We start from the raw sequence: 19,333 nt of genomic DNA, 5'->3' as shown, positions 1-19,333 counted from the left end.
TCGATGGGGCGATCACTGGAGGCGAGGTAGTGGTCGAGGATGTGTCCGAAGGCGTCGGCTCTGCGCTTGGCGGGGCTGCGCTGGTCTTGGGTGCCGTCGGCTGCGGGGCGGGGTTCGGTCAACGGCGAGAGTGCGGTGAGGAGTTTCTCGCCGGTGATCGCATCGAAGTCACCTTTCAACACCAGCCGCCCGTTCAGGGTTGTGGAGGCGAAGAGTTCGTTGCGGTCGGTGTTCTCGGCGGGTGGTTTTTTGGTGCCGAAGCTGTCTTCGAGTCTGGTGATCGCTGCTCGGATCCGGCCGGTACGCGCGTCGGGCCCGGTCGCAGCCTTGATCAGAGCTTTACGTGCGGCATCGCGACCCTCTTCCGGCAGGTTCTCCGGGGGTGTTTCGGCGAAGGTGAGGATCAGGGCGGCGTGATCGATGGACATGACGCCGGTGTTCACGGCGTCGGCGATGTCGGGAAATGCAGCCATGCCGCGGGCGAGGGCGACGATCTTGGTGGCCTTGGACGGTGAGAGCAGGGTGGTGGAGGTCAGCCATCCGGCGGGTCCGGGGAAGCCGAGCTTCTCCCGGCTCACGCGGGTGTCGATCTCGGCGACGAGAGCAATCCGCCGAGCCTCCAACAACTGGATCTGATGGGAGACAGCGGCGGCGTCGGCGAGGAGTTCACTCTCGCTCAGTTGCCAGATCTCCGTGGTCATGCGAGCAAGTGTATCGAACGCGCGTTCGACTGACAACCATAGTGCAATCGGAAACTATTGCCCTGCATAACTATTCGATGATCGGGACCTGTCGGACGTATGTGATAGGGCGGCCGCCGCCGTGTTGGAATGATGGTCGCCGCGGTTCCGATCACGATCACGAGCAGCGCGGCAAGTATCTCGATGTCCTGTCCGAAGTCGACGAACAGCGGTGCATAACTCGAGCCCATCGGCCGGCCCCCTGCGTCGCGATGAACGGCCGACTTCGCGGCCGCGCCGGTGGGGGGAGCGTCACATACATACGTCAGCTGCGAGGGCGGCTACGACCCGAGGGGACGGTTCTGCCTCGCCTGTTCGGCATGTCGTCCATGGCGAGACTGATCGTCGTGCGAGTACTGAGCGGAGATCGAAACCGTGGTGTGTCGACACTTCAGCCAATATGGCGAAATTAGAACAGACCCCTACTGCTGTCGAGTCTTTCGCAACCACCACAGTCCCGCGATGGGGAGGATGACCGGGATGAAGACGTATCCGGATCCGAAGTGCGACCACACCGTCGGCTCCGGGAAGTCCTGCGGCTGGATGTAGCTGAGGGTGCCGATGCCGATGACTCCGACGAGTTCGATGATGCAGGACACCGTCACCACTCGGCGGGATGCTTCTGTTGCTCGCGCCAGTCCTACGGTGGCGACGATGTAGACGACTGCCGCGAAAGCCGACAGCAGATACGCCACCGGTGCGTCGTCGAATCGAGTGGTGAGCTGCACGATCGAGCGCGCTGTCGCGGCGACGGCGAACACGGCGTAGACGGCGATGAGGAAGCGCCCGAATCCGGTGCGCGTGGCTTGCTGGAGGTTGTCAGGCATATCCGGCCCAAATCTGGCTCAGGCGCAGCACCATGGCCGCGAGGGTCAGGACGGCAACGAGGAGAACTGCTGTGCCGCCGCGGGAGCGGTCGCCCAGGGACCACCACGTGCCCAGGGGGAGCAGGAACAGCAGCCCGACGAGGTAGGACCCGAATGTCAGCCGGTGTATCTCGCGGTCCGAGGTGAACATCATGACGAACCCGATGACGGCCTGCAGCGCGACGACGGCCTCGGTGGCGGCGATGGTCCAGAACAACGCTCGGTCGGCCTTGTTCTTCAACAGGACCGGTCGGTTCATGGCGAGCTTCGCGAGCACCCAGATGCCCACTACCAGCGACAACGCATACAACAAGCCGGTGACGGCGCCGATCATCGAGTTCCTCGTCCTGCTCGCAGTGGATAGGTGGACCAGCCTTCACAGTAGTCGCGTAACACCACGTCAACACTGTGAGGCCCTGGCAACACGGAGTTGTTCCGAGCGTGACCAATCGGAAATGGATGGGGCTTGTACTTGTTCCATGGCCGAAGAGGATCTGCTCTTTCGCCGGACATGACCTCTCTTCCTCAGGTGGCCATCGGTGTCCACCGCATCTCGAGTAATTGCCCACTGCATTCAGCCAGTTCTGCGAACCTCAGGAGACACCCGTGTCAGACCTCGACCAGTCCATCGCCGAGAACATCAAGAAGTCCCTCGAAGAGATCCCGCACCCTTCACTTCCCAAGGGCAGCAACATCTACGGTTCCACCAAGATCTTCCCCGACTACAAGGCCGAGAACGGCGAGAGCTACTTCACGCTGGTGCACGGCATCGCGCACGAGTCCTCGGTCTCGTTCGTCGCTGTGCTCCAGGCAACGCGCGCACTGCGTAAGGGCTTCGAGTCGGCCATGTACTTCTACGGCCCGGGCGCTATCAATTGCCTTGCCACTCGCGGCTTTCCGACGACCGGTGACTCCGGCTTCCCGGGCGAGCAGAACATCAACGATTCGCTCGCGACGTTCATCGCCGAAGGTGGCACCGTGTTCTGCTGCCGCTTCGGGCTCGCGCTGCACGGTGGCCGCGAAGAGGACCTCATCGAGGGTGTCATCCCGGCCCACCCCCTCGACGTGCAGGACGCGCTGATCCATTACGCGCGCAAGGGTGCCATCATCAATTCGACCTACATGGTCTAGGGGATCCCGATGTCCATCTCTACACGTGTGGATCTGGCGTTGCTCGGAATTCGAGGAGCAACGCCGGTGTCCAGAACTGCCGGTGCCGGCCCGAGTGACGATGGACATGTCCGCATCGATGGCCTCGGCGCAGCCATCCCGCGCAATCCGCTCAGTCCGTACGTGCTCGAAGAGGGTCGAGTGTTGTTCGACGGCAACGACATCGGTCTCGATGTCGAGGCCGTCGACCGGCCGAAGTTCTACGACCTCACCACCGCTGACGGGATCGCCTACGAGAAGATCGCCAAGCTCCACGGGTCCAGTGTTCTCGCTACGACCGTGGTGCAGACGTGCATCCGTTACGGCGCCGATCAACGCTGCCGCTTCTGCTCCATCGAGGCCTCGCTCGACGCCGGCGACACCATCGCCGTCAAGACTCCGGCGCAACTCGCCGAGGTAGCCGAGGCTGCGGTGCGGCTCGACGGCGTCACCCAAATGGTCATGACGACTGGCACTTCGGCCGCGAAGGATCGCGGTGCCCGTCATCTGGCCCGTTGTGTGCGCGCCATCAAGGCGGTGGTTCCGCAGTTGCCGATTCAGGTGCAGTGCGAACCTCCCGGCGACCTGCAGACCATTCAGGATCTGTACGACGCCGGAGCCGAATCCATCGGTATCCACGTCGAATCTCTCGACGACGACGTTCGACGCCGGTGGATGCCGGGCAAGGCCTCGGTCTCGATGGACGAGTACCGTGCGGCCTGGAGAGAGGCAGTCCGGATATTCGGACGCAACCAGGTCTCGACCTACATTTTGGTCGGCCTCGGCGAGGATCCGGACGAATTGGTAGCCGGGGCAGCGGAACTCATCGAGATGGGTGTCTACCCCTTCGTCGTTCCGTTCCGTCCGCTCGCCGGAACGTTGGCGGTGGACGTCGACCGCGCGACGGCCCCCGGCCGGGACGTTCTCGAAAACGTCACCCGACGCGTCGCCAAGGAGCTTAAGGCCGCGGCGATGCTCGGATCCGAACAGAAGGCAGGCTGCGCGGCGTGCGGTGCGTGCAGCGTTCTGCAGAACGCGGGAGGCTGACATGTTCGGTGTCGTAGAACCGGGCGACCTTGCCGGATTGTCAGGTACCGCAACCACTGTCGTCGAGCCCGGTTTCATCGTCCAACCGTGCGGAAGCGCAGTGCAACTCGACGCCTATCGTGCGCTCCGGAGAGCGACCTTCGTTGCCGAACAGGGCTTGTTCGCCGGCACCGATCACGACGACGTGGACGACGATCCGCGAGCAGTCGTTCTGGTCGCCACCGACCGGGACGGCACTGTGCTCGGCGGAGTTCGGCTAGCACCATGCACGGCAACGGATTTGGGGTGGTGGGCCGGAAGCCGTCTCGTGGTCTCTGCCGCGGCGCGCACTGCCGGTGTCGGGCCTGCCCTTGTTCGGGCAGCCTGCGCCCATGCCGAGAGTCGAGGCGTGCTTCGCTTCGACGCGACGGTGCAGAAGAGCAACGAGCACTTGTTCGCCCGCCTCGGGTGGATTCGCCGCGGCGACGTCGTGGTGGCCAACACGCCGCACGTGGCGATGTATTGGCCGATCGACCGCATCGAACGGCTCGTGTCGTCGACCAAGGCGATGCTCGCCGGGGTACTCGCACCCCTTCGTGCACAGCCGCTCGGCCTCGGTGCCAAAGGCTTTCGCGGAGACGACGGCGTTCCGGTACCAGGCAGCGACATGATCGCAGCGTGCGATGCCATCATCCCGTCCATGGTCGATCGCGACCCGGAGTGGGCAGGCTGGTGTGCCGCGCTGGTCAATCTGAACGACCTCTCGGCGATGGGGGCAGGAGCCGTCGGCATGCTCGATTCCGTCGGAGCGCCCACACAGTCCCGACTGACTCGCATCATTCGCGGTCTCGCCAATGCCTCTGCAGCGTGGCAGGTTCCGGTGCTCGGTGGCCACACCCAGGCCGGGGTGCCGTCGTCACTGTCGGTCACCGCGCTCGGTCGCACCTCGCAACCGGTACGGGCGGGCGGCGGAAGCGTCGGCGATCGGTTGACGCTGACTGCAGACATCGAAGGGGAGTGGCGACGCGGATACCATGGCCAGCAATGGGATTCGTCTTCTCGTCGGAACTCCGACGAACTGACGGCAATGGCGTCGTTCGTCGCCCGCACCGCACCCAAGGCCGCCAAGGACGTCTCGATGGCAGGCTTGGCCGGCACCACCGGAATGCTCGCCGAGGCGAGCGGAACCGGCGCCGTACTCGACATCGCCTCGATACCGAAGCCCGACGCAGCGTCGATGGGCGAATGGATCACGTGTTTTCCAGGGTTCGCGATGATCACCGCGGACCGTCCCGGTGCACCCACTGCACCGTCCGGACCTGCACTGTCCGCAGTCTGCGGAGAGCTCACCGACATTCCGGGCGTCGCGCTGCGATGGCCCGACGGAATCACCACTCGCGCGGTCACGTCCACCGTGACCGGATTGGGAGAAGCATGACCACCCACCCGAAGCCCGTGACCATTTCTGTCGCCGCAGCCGAATTCGGTCGCGACATGGAACAGGGTTACGCCACCATCGCCGCGTTGCTCGAGGAATCACGCAATCGCGGCAGCCAACTGCTCGTCCTGCCCGAGGCCTGCCTCGGCGGCTACCTGCCGAGCCTCGGCGGCGGCGACGAGACCGAGGAATCGCGACAGCGGCGGCTGAAGGCACTGCCTCCCGCTCTCGAACTCGACGGGCCGGAGATCAGGCGCGTCATCGACATGGCGGGCGACACCGTCATCACCTTCGGCTTCTGCGAGAAGGACGGCGACACCCGCTACAACGCCGCTGTGACGGTCGACGGCAGCGGCATCCTCGGCTCATATCGCAAGGTGCACCAGCCGCTGGGTGAAAATCTCTGCTACGACGCGGGAGACAGCTACTCCGCCTTCGACACTCCGATCGGCCGCATGGGCATGCAGATCTGTTACGACAAGGGATTCCCCGAGGCAGCACGGGAACTGGCGCTCGACGGTGCCGAGATCGTCGCCTCCATCTCCGCCTGGCCGACGGCCCGCACCGCGACTGTCGAGAACATGGAAGAGGACCGGTGGAAGCAGCGGTTCGACATCTACGACCGAGCCCGCGCTCTCGAGAACCAGATCATCTGGGTCGCAGCCAATCAGGCCGGTACCTTCGGATCTCTTCGATTCGTCTGCAGCGCAAAGATCGTCGGGCCGGGAGGAGAGATCCTCGCGGGCACGGGCGTCGAACCGGGCCTGGCGACGGCCACCGTCGACATCGCTGCCCTCATCGGCGCAGCACGGGGCGGCGGGATGTACAACCTTCGCGATCGTCGGCCGTCCGTGTACCGGACCATCACGAAGGAGCCGATCCATGCCTGAGATGTCGTTCCTCGTTCGATGGCCCGACGGACGCGAACAGTCCTGCTATTCGCCGTCTCTGGTGATGCACGACTACCTGACGCCCGGCCAGGAATACCCGGTGGCTGAGTTCGTGCAGCGCACGTCGGAGGCACTGACGATCGCCAGCGATCGAGTGCTTGCCAAGTTCGGCATGCGGTGCACCTCGGCCGCACAGCAGATGGAGGAGATTCACGGTGTCAGTACCTCGTACGAGGCCGGTGCCGTTCGCGTACTGAGCATGTCGGGAGCTGAATTGCTATGAATCCGAACAGTGTGACAGAGAACCACTCCGTGATCGTCATCGGCGGCGGCCAGGCGGGCCTGTCCATCAGCTGGCTTCTGACTCAGCGTGGCATCGAACATGTTGTGCTGGAGCGCGACACGATCGCGCACGAGTGGAAGGACTCCCGCTGGGACAACTTCACACTCGTCACGCCCAACTGGCAGTGCGCACTTCCCGGATACTCCTACGACGGTGACGATCCCGACGGGTTCATGCAGCGCGACGAGGTGTACGCCTTCGTCCGACGCTACGCCGAGAGCTTCGCTGCACCGGTGCAAGAGCATGTTTCGGTGGATCAGGCACTCCAGTCTGCGGATGGTGGTTTCGACCTGCAGACCTCTGCGGGCCCGATGCATGCCGATCAGATCGTCGTTGCGGTCGGCGGTTACCACATCCCCACCATTCCGCGATTCGCCGAGAAGCTTCCCCGTGACATCGTTCAGATCCACTCGTCCGAATACCGCGGCTCGCATCAGTTCCCGGATGGAGACGTACTGGTCGTCGGCACCGGCCAGTCCGGCGCGCAGATCGCTGAGGACCTGCACCTCGACGGCCGACGCGTCCACCTGGTGGCCGGCACCGCTCCCCGCGTCGCACGCTTCTATCGCGGCCGCGACTGTGTCGCCTGGTTGCACGACATGGGCGTCTACGATGTCTCCATCGAAGATCAACCCGGTGGCGTCGGCAAACGCGAGAACACGAACCACTACGTCACCGGCCGTGACGGTGGTCGAGACATCGACCTGCGCGCATTCGCCACCGAGGGGATGCAACTCTACGGCCGACTGCTCGGAGTCGAGGACGGCGTTCTGCAGTTCGCACCCACCCTCGAGGCATCTCTCGATGCCGCGGATCGGGTGGCCGAAAGCATCAAGGACAACATCGACGCCTACATCGAGCGCGAGGGAATCAGCGCCCCCACCGAGGATCGCTACGTGCCGGTGTGGCGTCCGGAGACCGAGACCACCGAACTCGACCTCGCTACCGCGGACATCAAGGCCGTCGTCTGGTCGGTCGGCTTCCGGACCGACTACCGATGGCTGAAGGTCGGTGCCTTCGACGGTGAGGGTCACCCGACGCACAACCGCGGCGTCACCTCGGTCTCCGGTCTGTACTTCCTCGGCCTGCCGTGGCAGCACACCTGGGGCTCGGGTCGTTTCGCCTCGGTGGCCCGAGATGCCGCGTTCCTGGCGGATCAGATCGGTCTCGAGATCAGTGCCGTGCAGTCTCGAAACACCGAGCAGTCTCAGAGCTCGGCGCAGCCGCAGAGTCAGATGGTCTGAGAGTTCCGTGGCTCCCATCAAGATCGGCGCGCTGGCAGCGCATTTCGGCAGAGATGTCGATCGGGCCGTACTGAAGATCACCACGATCATCTCCAGTGCGGCGCGAGAAGGCATCGATCTCCTGGTGCTGCCCGACGCGTCCCTCGGGGGCTACATCAACAGCCTGAGCAATCCGGATCCCGCGGAACTACCGCCCACCCTCGATCCCGACGGCCCGGAACTGGCGGCGATCATCGCCGCGGCCGGGAACATGACGATCTGCATCGGGTACACCGAGCTGTCGAAAGGGTTGCGGTACAACGCTGCCGCCTGTCTGACGGGAGACGGCATTCTGGGTAGTCACCGCAAGGTGCACCAGCCGCTCGGGGAGTCGCTCGCCTACGCGGCCGGTGACCACTTCGAGGCGTTCGATACCCCGGTGGGGCGGATGGGGATGCTGATCGACTACGACAAGACATTCCCGGAGTCGGCGCGGACGTTGGCACTGGACGGCGCGAGAATCATTGCGGCGCTGTCTGCGTGGCCCGCAAGCGTGACAGATCGGGCATCGTCGTTGCCGAACGATCGGCAGTCCCGTCTGTTCGATCTGTACGACGCAGCCCGGGCCGCCGAGAACCAGGTGGTACTGGTCTCGTCCAATCAAACCGGAGTGATGGGTTCCCTGCGCTTTCTCGGGCAGGCGAAGATCGTCGGGCCCGGTGGCGACGTCCTGGCGCGGACCTGGTCCAAAGGTGGCCTTGCGGTGCACGAGATCGATGTAGACGCAGAGGTCGACCGAGCCCGCCGGGGGCTGCATCACCTGGCGGAGCGTCGGGTGGATGCGTATCCGAATCTGTTGCAGGAGAAGCCGGGTCAGTGAAGATCAGTCTGTCGACCTACTCGTCCAAGCCGCGCGGCGGAGTGGTGCACACACTGGCGCTGGCCGAGGCGCTCGCGCGCGCTGGACAGGACGTGTCGGTGTGGTCTCTCGGCCGCGGTGGCGACAGTACGTTCTTTCGTGACGTCGACCCAGCCGTGACCGTGCGAATGGTGCCGTTCGAGCAGCGCGAGAACGAGAGCGTCGGCGAACGCATACTGCGGTCCATCGATGTTCTGCGGCAGGCCTTCACGCCGGACGAGTACGACATCGTCCATGCGCAGGACTGTATCTCGGCCAATGCCGTCGGCCGCTGCATCAGGACCATCCACCACCTGGACGAGTTCACCACGCCCGAGCTGGCCGCGTGTCACGAGCTTGCGATCACCGCCCCGTACGCGCGCATCTGTGTGTCGGCAGCGGTGGCGAGCGACGTTCACCGTGGGTGGGGATTCGAGCCCACGGTCATCCCCAACGGCGTCGACGCCGAGAGGTTCACCGCAGCCGAGCAATCGGGCCGTACGCACTGGCGCGAGAAGCTCGGCCGATACATGCTCGCAGTGGGAGGTATCGAACCACGCAAAGGAAGTCTCGATCTGCTCGACGCCTTCGCCCGGCTGCGGGCGCACGATCTGCGACTGGTCTTCGCCGGCGGCGAGACGCTGTTCGACTATCGAGACTACCGCTCGGAGTTCGACCGCCGCGCAGCCGAACTCGGTATCGAGCCGGTGATACTCGGAACCGTCGACGACGACGAGTTGCCGCACCTCGTGGCGCAGGCCGCCGTGCTGCCGTTCTTCTCCACCAAGGAGGGCTTCGGGCTGGCCGCCATGGAGGCTCTCGCCGCATCGACTCCCGTCGTCGCGCGAGATCTACCGGTACTGCGGGAAGTGTTCGGAGACAGCGTCACCTACGCGTCCACGGCGGCGACCATGGCAGCCGAGCTCGAACGTGCCGTGCGGGAACCGCGGAATCCGCAACCGGGCCTGACGCTCGCACACCGCCTCACGTGGGACGAGGCCGCCCGTCGACACCTGGAGTTCTACTCCTCGCTCCGGTGACCGCCTCGTTTGTTGCGCTTGAGTCGATGGGGCTTGAGCTTGTGGAAACCCTTGACTCGTAGTGAGCGAATCGATTTGAGGTAGAACTCCGAGTCGTGACGCAGTTCCTCGGTCATGACGGTATCGACGAGAGTGGTTCCGGGATTGGCCGAACTGGTAAGTCGCGCAGCGATGTTGACCACCGACCCGTACAGGTCGCCGTAACGGGCGAGAACCGGGCCCCAGGCCAGCCCGACCCGCAGGTCCGGCATGTCTTCCTGCTCGGCGAAGGCGTCCTGCAGATCGAGCGCGATGTGAGCAGCGTCCTCGGGGGTCTGCGCGCTGAACATCACCTCGTCGCCGACGTTCTTGATCACCGAACCGCGGCCGCGGGCAATGATATTGGTGGCCAGAGACTCGAACTCCTCGAGGAGAGTCGTGAGTTCGCCGATATCGAGTCGACGCGTCAGGCTGGTGTAGCCCACCATGTCGGCGAAGCCGACGGCCATGACGGGGCTGTCGGTGACGTCGTCGGGAGCGGCGATGGACCGTCCTGCCGCTGCGGCCAAGTGTCGTCGCCAGGTGTACGCCTGGAGTGCCTCGAGGGTGGGGACCGTCTCGGCAGCGATGTCCCTGGCGTTGCGCCGGATGGCGACGATGTCGTTCTTGTCCTCGTCGCTGTTGGTGATGCGCTCGAGGATGTGAGAGTTCACAACGCCCACTTGCCATTCCGCGAGCCTCGACATCGACTGACCCAGGGTGCGCGCGATGGCGACCTCCATCTCGGGCTTGATGACCTTCTGTTCGGTGAGCCCGGTGATCAGCTTCAGTGCCTCGAGGTCCGCATCGGTGTAGACGACCGCCTCGGTGTCGGTGTGAATGGGAAAGCCCATGCCGATCCACAGCGCGATGACCCGTTCGAGCGGCAGCCCCGACTTGGCGACGATGTCGGACCGGGTGTACTTGGGGGTGCCCCCCAGGAGATTGCGTTCGATCTCCGCTTGCACCACCGAGTTGATCTGGTTCTCAGGCATATCCCAACGTTCTGTCGAAATAGGAACGGACATCGTCCACGTAGGCGTCGATCTTGTCGGGCTCCCAGTCCGTGGTGGGAATGGGCTCGCCGATGGTGACCTTGACGGTACCGGAATGGACGGTGAAATCCTTTTTCCACATCACGTCGCCTGCATTGTGGATGACGATCGGAACGATGGGCACTCCGGCCTGCATCGCCAGGTGGAAGCCGCCTTTCTTGAACCGTCCGAGACGCGACGTCGGCATCCGCGTGCCTTCGGGCGCGATGGCGACCGAAATGCCACTGTGCAACTTCTCGATGGCCGGACGCATCGCCTCCCGCGCCTGAGCGGGATCGCCACGGTCGACGTAGGCGACGTCGAAGATCCTCCCCAGCAGTGCGAATCGTGGGTCGCGTTCGAGTTCTCGCTTGGCGACCGCGGTGATGTCCCGTCGGAGAATGGAGGTGACGATGATCGAGTCGGCGGTGCTCTGATGGTTGAACATGAACACAGCAGGCCGAGCCGACCACGCGTTCTCGGTCCCGGTCACGTCGAGCTTGACGCCGGCGATGGTCAACGCAATGTCCGGCGCAATGGTGCTCGTGATGTTCGCTCCGTTGCGGCGGCTGCGCGTGAGCAGTCCCAGCCCCAGTCCGATCGATGCACTGGCCAGCACCGACCCCAGTGCGGCGGTGCTGCGCACGGCGGAGGTCAGATCGGTGCCGCGCTTGGGACTCTCCAACGTCAGCGACGGCCACTGCTTCTTCGCTGCGTACCGCTGCAGCTCGGGATCCGGGTTCAGGGCGACGGGGCGGCCGACGGCCTCGAGCAGCGGCACATCTTCTCCGCCGTTGGAGTAGGCGAAGCAGCCGGCGAGAGCGATTCCCTCACGTTCGGCGTAGTCGATCGCGGCCTGTGCCTTGCGTGGTCCCCACAGCGAATCGCCGACCAGCTCGCCGGTCAGTATTCCGTCGGTGACCACGGGGGTGGTGCACAACAGTGTCTCGAACATCATGTCCTGCTGGACCGGCAGCGCCTGGTACGGCGTGGCCGAGGTGGCCATCACCAGTCGATGCCCGGCGTGGCGGTGGGCCTCGACGAGGATGCGGGCCTGCGGGTAGATCATCGGCGCGATCTCGTTGCGGAACAGCGTGTCTGCCTGTTCCATCAGATCCTCTTCCCGACGGCCCTCCAGGCCGCGGACGGCCTTGCCCATCAGGTTGTCGACCGGGGAGTTGCGCATCCGCATCTCGACGACGGCGCTCGATATCTCCCACAGTTCCTTGACCGTCACGTCGAGGGTCTTGAGCCGTTCGAGAAACACTGCACGGGCCGAGAATCCGTTGATCAGGGTGCCGTCGAGATCGAAGAACGCAACGGTGTCGCGGCCGGGTGGAGCGGCGGCGATCGCGATCAGTCGATCGTCGAACTCGGTCATGAATTGTTCTCCTCGGGGGCCGAGATCGGTTCCACCTCGCGCAGCATGCGGTGGGCCATGTCGCGGATCGTACGCACCTTGCGTGCCCACTCGTCGATCTCGAGTGCAAAGTCTCGACGTCGGCGTGCGACACCCTCGGAACTGGAATCGACGAGATCGCGATTCTCCGCCAATTGCAGTGCAGTATCGAACAATTCGCCGGAGATCGACTCGCTGTGATCGAGCTGCTGACGAAGCCGTCTGGCCTGCGCAGCACCGAGGCACTCCGAGATGAACTTCGCCTTGTCGAACTCACCGCTCTGAGGCAGCAACATCAGCTGATCGGCAACCACCTGATACGCCTCGAAGATCGGCTGCAGAACGCGGTGGGCCAGATGCAGATCCTGTGACTGAAGTTGTCGCGCAGCGTAATCGGGGTCGCTGATGTGGGTGCGCCAGTCCGGATCGATGAGATCGACCTCGGATTCGAGCCGTTCGCCGAAGTCCTTCTTGTCGCCGAAGAAGAACTCGAACTTGAGCAGATCGCGCAACTGCAGTGCCGACTGCCACAGCGATTCCTGAGTCAGTGGTGCCGAATCGCCGCTGGTCGGTAGAACGACCAACTCGCCGATGGCGCGCATGACGAAGAAGTGGATTGCGTTGTTGCGGAAGAACGCTGCCACCAGATGCTTGTCCTGAGCCAGATAGAACAGGGGCTCGGGGCCGTCGTCGAAACGCTTGACGACGTTGGCGTTGACCTGTGCGATGACGGCCGAGCGCACGACGTCGACGTCGGCGATGTCGACGCCTCCCGCGGTGGGCAGGTTGCGGCGTTTGATGTACCGCGCGAGCGGGGCGATGATGGCCCACATCTCGTTGACGTTGAGGGCGCGATCCTCGATGCCGAGCAGGGCCATGGTCACCAGCGCCGCCGGCGTCACCGGAGTCGCGTCGTTGATCGCGTGGGAGACACCGAGCGCGATCTTCTGCACCGCCACTCGCTTGTCGGTGTTCTCGGCGACGATCGACGCCACCGACATCGGCTCTCCGAAGTTGAGATACACGTTGCCGCGCAACGTGCCCTGCGCGCGGATGTAGCCGATGGCCATCCGAATGCCCTCGGCCTGCTTCTTCGCGCCGTGCGATTCCTCGGCCATCGCGCCGACCTCGTGCAGACGGTCGTAGGTGATGGACGTCGGAACCAGATAGACGTCCTCTGCATCACTGGTCTCGAGTGCGTCGACCAGATAGGTCAACAAACCGAACCGCGGCGGGCGCAGCTTTCCGGTGCGGCTTCGGCCACCCTCGATGTACCACTCGAGGTTGAACCGCTTGCTCAGCAGGAAGCTCATGTACTGACGCAGCGTCCACTTGTAGATCGCGTCGGAGAACTTGCGCTGGATGAGTACGACGCCACTGCGTTTGGCGATCGGGCCCAGCGGCCAGAAGCCGACGTTGATGCCGCCCATGACGTGGTTGAGCGGCAGACCTTCGGCCAACAGTGCCGGACGCAGCACGAGCGGGTCGAGATAGGAGCGGTGATTGGGTAGGAACACCAACGGATAGTTCTTGTTGAGTTCGCGCACCTTCTGCAGCTGATCGCGGTCCACGTCCACCTTGTACGCCCGCGAGAAGTAGGCCCCGAGGGTTCCCCACATCTCGACTGCGCGGCGGGTCTCGGTTGCGACCATCTCGCCGAGGATGTCCTGGACGCGCTTGTCGACGGCCTCGCGATCCTGGCCGACCTCCTCCGCGAGTTCGGTGATTCCGTCCCGGAACTTCTTCTGCTCCGTCATGTCCTCGACGACGAAGCGCGGGATCTTGTACTCGGAGCCGATGACGCCGCGCTCGGCCTTGTCCAGAGCCAGACTGGCCTGACGCAGAATGAACGACGACAGGGACGTGCCGCCGCCGCGCTCGAACCGGTCCTGCAGATCACTGAGCGTCGCGGGCTCGCCGACGAGAACTGCGGAGTGGTCGGGGTCGTCGCCTGCCACCCATCGCTGCCACACCTGCGTGGGCTTGGACCGACCACGGGGCGCGAAGATTCGGTGCAGAATTCCGTTCTTGCGATCGGAGAGCGTCACCCGCAGTGGGATCAGCAGCGGATCGTCGGCGTATCCGCGAACACTGTCCGACAGTGACGTTTTCGCCTCACCGGAGAGCACAACCGAGGGCGGTCGGGGTTCCCCGTCCGGCGTGGTGGCGTCGATCCACTGATTCAGAGCCTGAACCTCGAGGGTGGATTTGGCATCGAGCAAATACACGTGCGGACCGTCGCTGAGCGACTGCTCGTCCGCGTCGAGGTGGTACATCGAGACTCCTGTTCCGTACCGTCGCAAGAAGGCACGCCGCCAGGCTACGCGGCAGAAACCGCGCGCGAGGGTGGTTCGGCGAGGGCGGTTCCCGGACGTCGATCTCACCGAGAGGCGCGCAGCTACCGACCGGTACTCGGTACGGGTCGACGGCAGTTCGGGTGGACTGGAGCGGCGCGCGCGAGGGCTGTCGTATAGAGTCGGAGTCATCGGCCTTCTCGGCCAACCAAATCTAAGTGTTAATCCAAGTAACAGTTACTTGCGGTTACAGTTACTTGGATTAACAGATAACTTCCTCTGGATGCGTCGATCCGACGCGCCCTGCGCTGCCCCGGCCACATCTCACCAGCATCTGTGCGACAGTATTCGCAAACACTTTCGAGAAAGGCCGGTAGTCGATGCCACCCCGTGGGCGCGCTGTGAACGATTCGTTGACTCCCGAGAATCTGACGACACTGGCCGCGGCGCTCGCCGAGGGACGTCGGGCCACCGTCTATCTCCGCGAACCGAACCCGAGCCTCGGCCTGCCCGACGGCACCTCGGCGAAGGTCGTGTCGATCGACGGCAACACGGTCACGATCAGCCCGAAGGGCGTCAACGACGAATTGCCCTACGAGGCCGAGGAACTGCGCATCACCCGCAATCCCGCCACACCGCCCGCGCCGGCGAAACGAGTGGCGGCCAAGCGAATCCCGCCGTCCGCGCCGGCACAGCCGCAGGCGTCCGCCCCGGCCCCGACCCCGACCCCGAAGCAACCGGCCGCAGCCGTTGCACCGAAGGCGCCCGCAACGCCGACTGCGTCCACTCCTTCCACTCCTGCTGCTTCGACGGTGCCCGCGCCGAGCCAGGCGTCGCGTCGACCGAAGAAGGCTCCAGGGGGAATCAGTGTCACCATCCATGCTGGGGCCGACAACGATTGGTCGGTCACGGTCACCCAGGGCGCGAAGCGGCCCACCAAAGCGCAACCGGTGAGCCCCGAGTCGGTGAGCCGCGCTGTTCGAGAGTTGGGTGACCCCACTGCACGCGACGCAGTCGAGGCAGTCATCTCCCACGCGCGCGAGGAAGCCGCCCGACGCGTTGCAGAACTGAGCCGTCAACTCGAGGAGGCGCGCACGACGCTTGCCGCCCTCGAGCAGGACGTATGAACGACTCGCTCGTGTTCGTACACCTGTTGTTGCTAGGGTTCTGCCGACACCGCTGAGAGGGAGTACATGTTCAAGAAATTCATGCTCGTCGTCGTGGGGGCGGCTGCAATCGTAGCCAGCGTCGGCGTGGGGTCCGCATCCGCGGCCACTCCAGCTGCTCTCGGCGGCGGCTCGGGAATCATCGTCGGAGGCGCGGCCGAGTGCACGCTGACGACGATCGGTAACGACCGCAACGGAAACCTGGTCGGCTTCACCGCCGGTCACTGTGGCCAAGCGGGCGCCTCCATCGTCCCCGAGTACGACACCTCCCTCGGTGAGGTCGGCCGCATCGCGTTCTCCAACCCGGAATACGACTACGCCCTCATCGAATTCCAGCGTGACAAGGTCGCACCGATCAACCGCGTCGGCAACGTGACCATCTCGCAGGTCGGTCCGCCGACGGCGTTCCCGAACATCGTCTGCAAGGAAGGCCGTACCACCGGCAACACCTGCGGACTCGCGTACGGCGACGTCCTGCAGTCGCAGGAGACCTGGGCGCAGCTGTGTGTCGTCGAAGGTGACTCGGGCAGCCCGGTCGTCGTCGGCAACACCCTCGTCGGCATGGTCAACGCCTACCTCGGCGTGGCGTGCTTCGGACCCGAGGTCGGCACCAACTTCGACGCGATCCTTCGCAACGTCGATCAGGGCAACGGACTCGGCGCCGGATTCGTCCCGGCTCCCTAGATCCACCACGCTTCGGCCGAAGGCCCCGCTCGCGCACCACACCGCGCGAACGGGGCCTTCGCCGTTCGCGTGGTCCGCGCTGCTCTCAGCGGGCGCGAGCGGACGAGTCGGACGACCGAACGTCGGCGACGATGCGTTCCGCGTCTTCCGGCGCGATTCCCAGCAGCACCAGGCTCGACGTCGTCGCCGCTCCCGCCGGGTCGCCGATCAGTCCGGCGTTGGTGGCGTCGAGAATCGACAGCGCAATGGCCTCGATGTTGAGGATCAGTACTTCTGCCGCGAGGTACGAGGAGAACACACCCTCGCGCTGTCCTCGCCGGATGACTGCGGCGGCCGACTCGCGCATCGGAGTCAGTAGATCGTGAATGCTGTTGTGTCCCAGATCGGATCGTGCGACCGCGAGCAGTAGCCGGTACTGATCTCCGACGCGCGCCAGGGCCAGCGTCTGCCGAACGAACACCGTCACCGCCGATTCGTCCGCGGCTGGAACTCGGGTGAGCGCAGCCGAAATTCGTTCCGCTGCCTCGAGGGCGATACCGTCGATCAGGGCTTCGCGAGAGGCGAAGTGGGCGTAGACGGTTCGCCGGACAACTCCGGCAGCGGCTGCGACGTCGTTGATGGTTGCATCAGGATTGTCCGCCAGGACCCCTTGTGCGACATGCAGAATTCGCGCTCGGTTGGACCGGGCGTCACGTCGTTGCACGGGCGGCGCTGCTGCGTCCCGTGCATTCGAACTCGACTCCGTCGTCTTACGCACAGGACAACATCTAGCACGATCTCGGGCGGGGAGTGTGGTTGCCGCCACAAAAGATTGCCGATCCTAGCCGACGCTTCGTAAGCTGCACAGCACTGTGCAAGGTGTGTCTCGCACCTTGCCAACGGGGGGGAACACACGATGACACTGCTTGCGATGACGCCTGTCCAAGAGATGCACAAACCGTACCCACGACGCTGGTCGGCGCTGGTGGTGTTGTGCCTGAGCCTGCTGATCGTGGTCATGGCCAACACGTCCCTGTTGGTCGCCGCACCGTCGATGACACTCGACCTGAGCCTGACGAGCAGCGACCTGCAGTGGGTGATCGACGGCTACACCGTCCCCTACGCGTCGTTGATGTTGCTGTGCGGTGTGATCGGAGATTGCTACAGCCGCCGCGGCGCACTGATTCTCGGCCTGATCATCTTCGTCGCCGGTTCTGTGGCCGGGGCACTCACCGACGCCACCCTCGGGGTGATCCTGGCCCGCATCGTCATGGGTGTTGCCGCTGCCATCGTCATGCCCGCCACACTGTCGCTGTTGGTGGCGACCTTCCCCAAACGGGAGCGCGCCACCGCTGTGACCGTATGGGCGGCCACCTCGGGACTGGCGATCGCGGCCGGGCCGCTGTTGGCGGGCTGGCTCCTCGAGAGCTTCACCTGGCACTCGACGTTCCTGATCAATGTTCCGATTGCGTTGGCCGCCATCGTCGGAGCCGTCGTGCTGGTCCCGCCGTCACGGGCCGTCGACCCGGGTGCGATCGACTGGATCGGTGGACTGCTGTCGGTGCTGGCCGTGTCGACCATCGTCTACGCCATCATCGAGGGGATGCACTTCGGCTGGACGGTCGGGCCGTTGTACTTCGCGCTCGTCGGACTGCTGTCCGTCCTCGGCTTCGTGGGATGGGAACTGCGCCATCCCAATCCGCTGCTCGACGTCCGGATGTTCTCTTCCCGCATCCTCAGCGGTACCACCCTCGCGGTGCTGATCTTCTTCCTCGTCACCTTCGGTGCGATCTACTTCGTTGCTCAATACCTCCAGTTCGCTCTCGGCTACGGCCCGGTGTCCACCGGCGTTCACCTCCTGCCGTTGGCCGGTGCAGTCTTCGTCGGATCCGGAATCACGATGTGGCTCACGCCGAAACTGGGACCGCGCATCACCGTCACCGCAGGCATGATCGTCGGAACGCTGTCGGTGGTCTCGCTCATCGGAATCGATTCGACGGCAACGTACTCCGACTTTCTTCCCGTGCTGACGCTGCTGGGTCTGGCAATCGGCCTGTCCGTCTCGCCCTGCACCGACTCCATCATGGGTGAGTTCCCCGACAGCAAGCTCGGGGTGGGCGGCGGCCTCAACGACACCGCCCTCGAACTCGGCGGATCGCTCGGCATCGCGGTGCTCGGATCGGTGCTCGCCGCGTCCTACCGTCAGGGAATCGAAGGATTTCTGCAGACGTTCCCCGGAAAGCAACCGAACGGCCAGTACACCGGTCAGGCTGCGGAAGGGCTTGCTGCATCACAGGATTCGCTGGCAGGTGCGGTGATCGTCTCCGACGTCATCCGCGACCAGAACGCATTCCTCAGTGGGTTCGCCGACAATCTCGAAGCCAATGCCGTCGCGGCGTTCGGTGACGCCGTGGTGCACACGAGTGTTGTTGCCGCCGTGGTGTTCGGCGTCGGCACCGTGATCGTCGCGCTGCTCATCCCGTCCAAGAACGCGGCGCTGGTGACAACGTCGGAGAAGATCGCGTTCGAGCCGATCGTGCCCTTCGTCGCACCGCAGGCCAAGGACCCGGCAGCAGATCGGGAGGTCGCCGAGCTCGAGCAACTACTGGAGCGGCCGTCGGCGAAGCCCCAGAAATCCGGCTCTCGGCACGCATTGCGAACCGTACAGGCATCTACGCACTTGGCCGAGCCTGCTCTGGTGGACGCCGAGCTCGAGCGTCCCAGCATCTATCAACTCGCCTCGAAGGTGTACGAGCTCGACGCCTCCGTCGCCCGACAGGCCACGGTGGACAGCAAGTCCGGCGACCGCGTGACGATCCACCAGCTCGCCCTGTCCAACCTGGCGCGCACCCGACGCATCGAGGCCGAGGAAGCTCTCGACGCTGCGCTCGAACTGAGCGATCTTCCGGTTGCGCCCGCACCGGAGCCTGCCGAACCCACTGCGCCGTTGCAGACCTTCTACCAGCGGGCCAGCAAGCAACACGCGAACTGCACGGCATTCAAGGAGCGCTCGAGTTCCATGTGGGCAATGCCGCTGTAGTTCGGCCCTACCCCGCCCGCCCGGGTCAATGGACCATTGCACCGCCGAGACGTATGCAAAGTGCCATCGACGCGCACGGTGTCCTCGCGTGAATGGACCATTGCAT

General features: G+C 64.6%; 18 protein-coding genes. 11 read left to right on the top strand and 7 right to left on the bottom strand.

Annotation, left to right across the window (positions count from 1 at the left end; genetic code table 11):
• The 3 genes from CH302_RS23005 to CH302_RS22995 form a co-directional block, all read right to left on the bottom strand.
• Positions 1-701, bottom strand: a 701-nt coding sequence (locus tag CH302_RS23005; RefSeq protein WP_141216708.1) for a DUF222 domain-containing protein, incomplete at its 3' end; no start/stop codon positions are given.
• 461 nt (positions 702-1,162) lie between these two features.
• Positions 1,163-1,567, bottom strand: a complete 405-nt coding sequence (locus CH302_RS23000) for a hypothetical protein (RefSeq protein WP_037194821.1) — start codon at positions 1,565-1,567, stop codon at positions 1,163-1,165.
• Complete coding sequence (locus CH302_RS22995; protein WP_037194819.1) at positions 1,560-1,940, bottom strand: hypothetical protein; 381 nt, start codon at positions 1,938-1,940, stop codon at positions 1,560-1,562. The genes CH302_RS23000 and CH302_RS22995 overlap by 8 nt, the downstream gene beginning before the upstream one ends.
• A 272-nt stretch (positions 1,941-2,212) precedes the next feature.
• Here CH302_RS22995 and CH302_RS22990 point away from each other — a divergent pair, with 272 nt between their 5' ends.
• The 8 genes from CH302_RS22990 to CH302_RS22955 are packed head-to-tail and all read left to right on the top strand — an operon-like array spanning position 2,213 to position 9,613.
• On the top strand, positions 2,213-2,737 hold the full coding sequence (locus CH302_RS22990; RefSeq protein ID WP_027495238.1) for an MSMEG_0572/Sll0783 family nitrogen starvation response protein: 525 nt from the start codon (positions 2,213-2,215) through the stop codon (positions 2,735-2,737).
• Between the two features lie 9 nt (positions 2,738-2,746).
• On the top strand, positions 2,747-3,802 hold the full coding sequence (locus CH302_RS22985; RefSeq protein ID WP_037194816.1) for an MSMEG_0568 family radical SAM protein: 1,056 nt from the start codon (positions 2,747-2,749) through the stop codon (positions 3,800-3,802).
• Position 3,803: 1 nt separating this feature from the next.
• A complete protein-coding gene (locus CH302_RS22980) occupies positions 3,804-5,219 on the top strand; it encodes an MSMEG_0567/sll0787 family protein (protein ID WP_037195482.1) in 1,416 nt (471 codons plus the stop codon).
• Positions 5,216-6,109 carry a carbon-nitrogen hydrolase family protein gene (locus tag CH302_RS22975; RefSeq protein WP_037194814.1) on the top strand — a complete coding sequence of 298 codons (894 nt, stop codon included), beginning with the start codon at positions 5,216-5,218 and terminating at the stop codon, positions 6,107-6,109. Before CH302_RS22980 ends, CH302_RS22975 begins: the two co-directional genes overlap by 4 nt.
• Complete coding sequence (locus CH302_RS22970) at positions 6,102-6,392, top strand: MSMEG_0570 family nitrogen starvation response protein (RefSeq protein WP_032396776.1); 291 nt, start codon at positions 6,102-6,104, stop codon at positions 6,390-6,392. The genes CH302_RS22975 and CH302_RS22970 overlap by 8 nt, the downstream gene beginning before the upstream one ends.
• An 11-nt stretch (positions 6,393-6,403) precedes the next feature.
• Positions 6,404-7,696: an MSMEG_0569 family flavin-dependent oxidoreductase gene (locus CH302_RS22965; RefSeq protein ID WP_052048084.1), complete on the top strand. Its 1,293-nt coding sequence runs from the start codon at positions 6,404-6,406 to the stop codon at positions 7,694-7,696.
• A 7-nt stretch (positions 7,697-7,703) separates the two neighbouring features.
• A complete protein-coding gene (locus CH302_RS22960) occupies positions 7,704-8,555 on the top strand; it encodes a carbon-nitrogen hydrolase family protein (RefSeq protein ID WP_037194809.1) in 852 nt (283 codons plus the stop codon).
• The gene (locus CH302_RS22955) at positions 8,552-9,613 is read left to right on the top strand and encodes an MSMEG_0565 family glycosyltransferase (protein ID WP_037194808.1); all 1,062 of its coding nucleotides are present in this window, start codon (positions 8,552-8,554) and stop codon (positions 9,611-9,613) included. The genes CH302_RS22960 and CH302_RS22955 overlap by 4 nt, the downstream gene beginning before the upstream one ends.
• Here CH302_RS22955 and CH302_RS22950 read toward each other — a convergent pair.
• The 3 genes from CH302_RS22950 to CH302_RS22940 are packed head-to-tail and all read right to left on the bottom strand — an operon-like array spanning position 9,595 to position 14,340.
• Complete coding sequence (locus tag CH302_RS22950) at positions 9,595-10,626, bottom strand: adenylate/guanylate cyclase domain-containing protein (RefSeq protein WP_037194805.1); 1,032 nt, start codon at positions 10,624-10,626, stop codon at positions 9,595-9,597. The genes CH302_RS22955 and CH302_RS22950 overlap by 19 nt on opposite strands.
• Entirely contained in the window at positions 10,619-12,046 is a 1,428-nt protein-coding gene (locus CH302_RS22945) for an HAD-IB family hydrolase (RefSeq protein WP_037194802.1), read from the bottom strand. Before CH302_RS22945 ends, CH302_RS22950 begins: the two co-directional genes overlap by 8 nt.
• Positions 12,043-14,340, bottom strand: a complete 2,298-nt coding sequence (locus CH302_RS22940) for a glycerol-3-phosphate 1-O-acyltransferase (RefSeq protein ID WP_037194800.1) — start codon at positions 14,338-14,340, stop codon at positions 12,043-12,045. Before CH302_RS22940 ends, CH302_RS22945 begins: the two co-directional genes overlap by 4 nt.
• Before the next feature lie 398 nt (positions 14,341-14,738).
• On the opposite strand from CH302_RS22940, the gene CH302_RS22935 reads away from it, so the two are divergent.
• Positions 14,739-15,485, top strand: coding sequence for a DUF6319 family protein (locus tag CH302_RS22935; RefSeq protein WP_037194797.1), 747 nt, complete (start codon positions 14,739-14,741; stop codon positions 15,483-15,485).
• Between the two features lie 66 nt (positions 15,486-15,551).
• Entirely contained in the window at positions 15,552-16,208 is a 657-nt protein-coding gene (locus tag CH302_RS22930; protein WP_037194795.1) for a hypothetical protein, read from the top strand.
• 85 nt (positions 16,209-16,293) lie between these two features.
• Here the strand turns inward: CH302_RS22930 and CH302_RS22925 are convergent, their stop codons facing one another.
• Positions 16,294-16,911 (bottom strand): TetR/AcrR family transcriptional regulator, encoded by a 618-nt coding sequence (locus CH302_RS22925; RefSeq protein WP_037194793.1) that lies wholly within the window; start codon positions 16,909-16,911, stop codon positions 16,294-16,296.
• Between the two features lie 192 nt (positions 16,912-17,103).
• Between CH302_RS22925 and CH302_RS22920 the strand changes: the two genes are divergently transcribed.
• Positions 17,104-19,227, top strand: coding sequence for an MFS transporter (locus tag CH302_RS22920; protein WP_037194791.1), 2,124 nt, complete (start codon positions 17,104-17,106; stop codon positions 19,225-19,227).
• Positions 19,228-19,333: the final 106 nt, after the last annotated feature.

The sequence above is a fragment of the Rhodococcus sp. 15-2388-1-1a genome (genome assembly GCF_002259145.1).
In the GTDB taxonomy this organism is placed as follows: domain Bacteria; phylum Actinomycetota; class Actinomycetes; order Mycobacteriales; family Mycobacteriaceae; genus Rhodococcoides.
The sequence above is the reverse complement of the archived record's forward strand: the minus strand, read 5'-3'. Positions and strand labels throughout refer to the sequence as shown.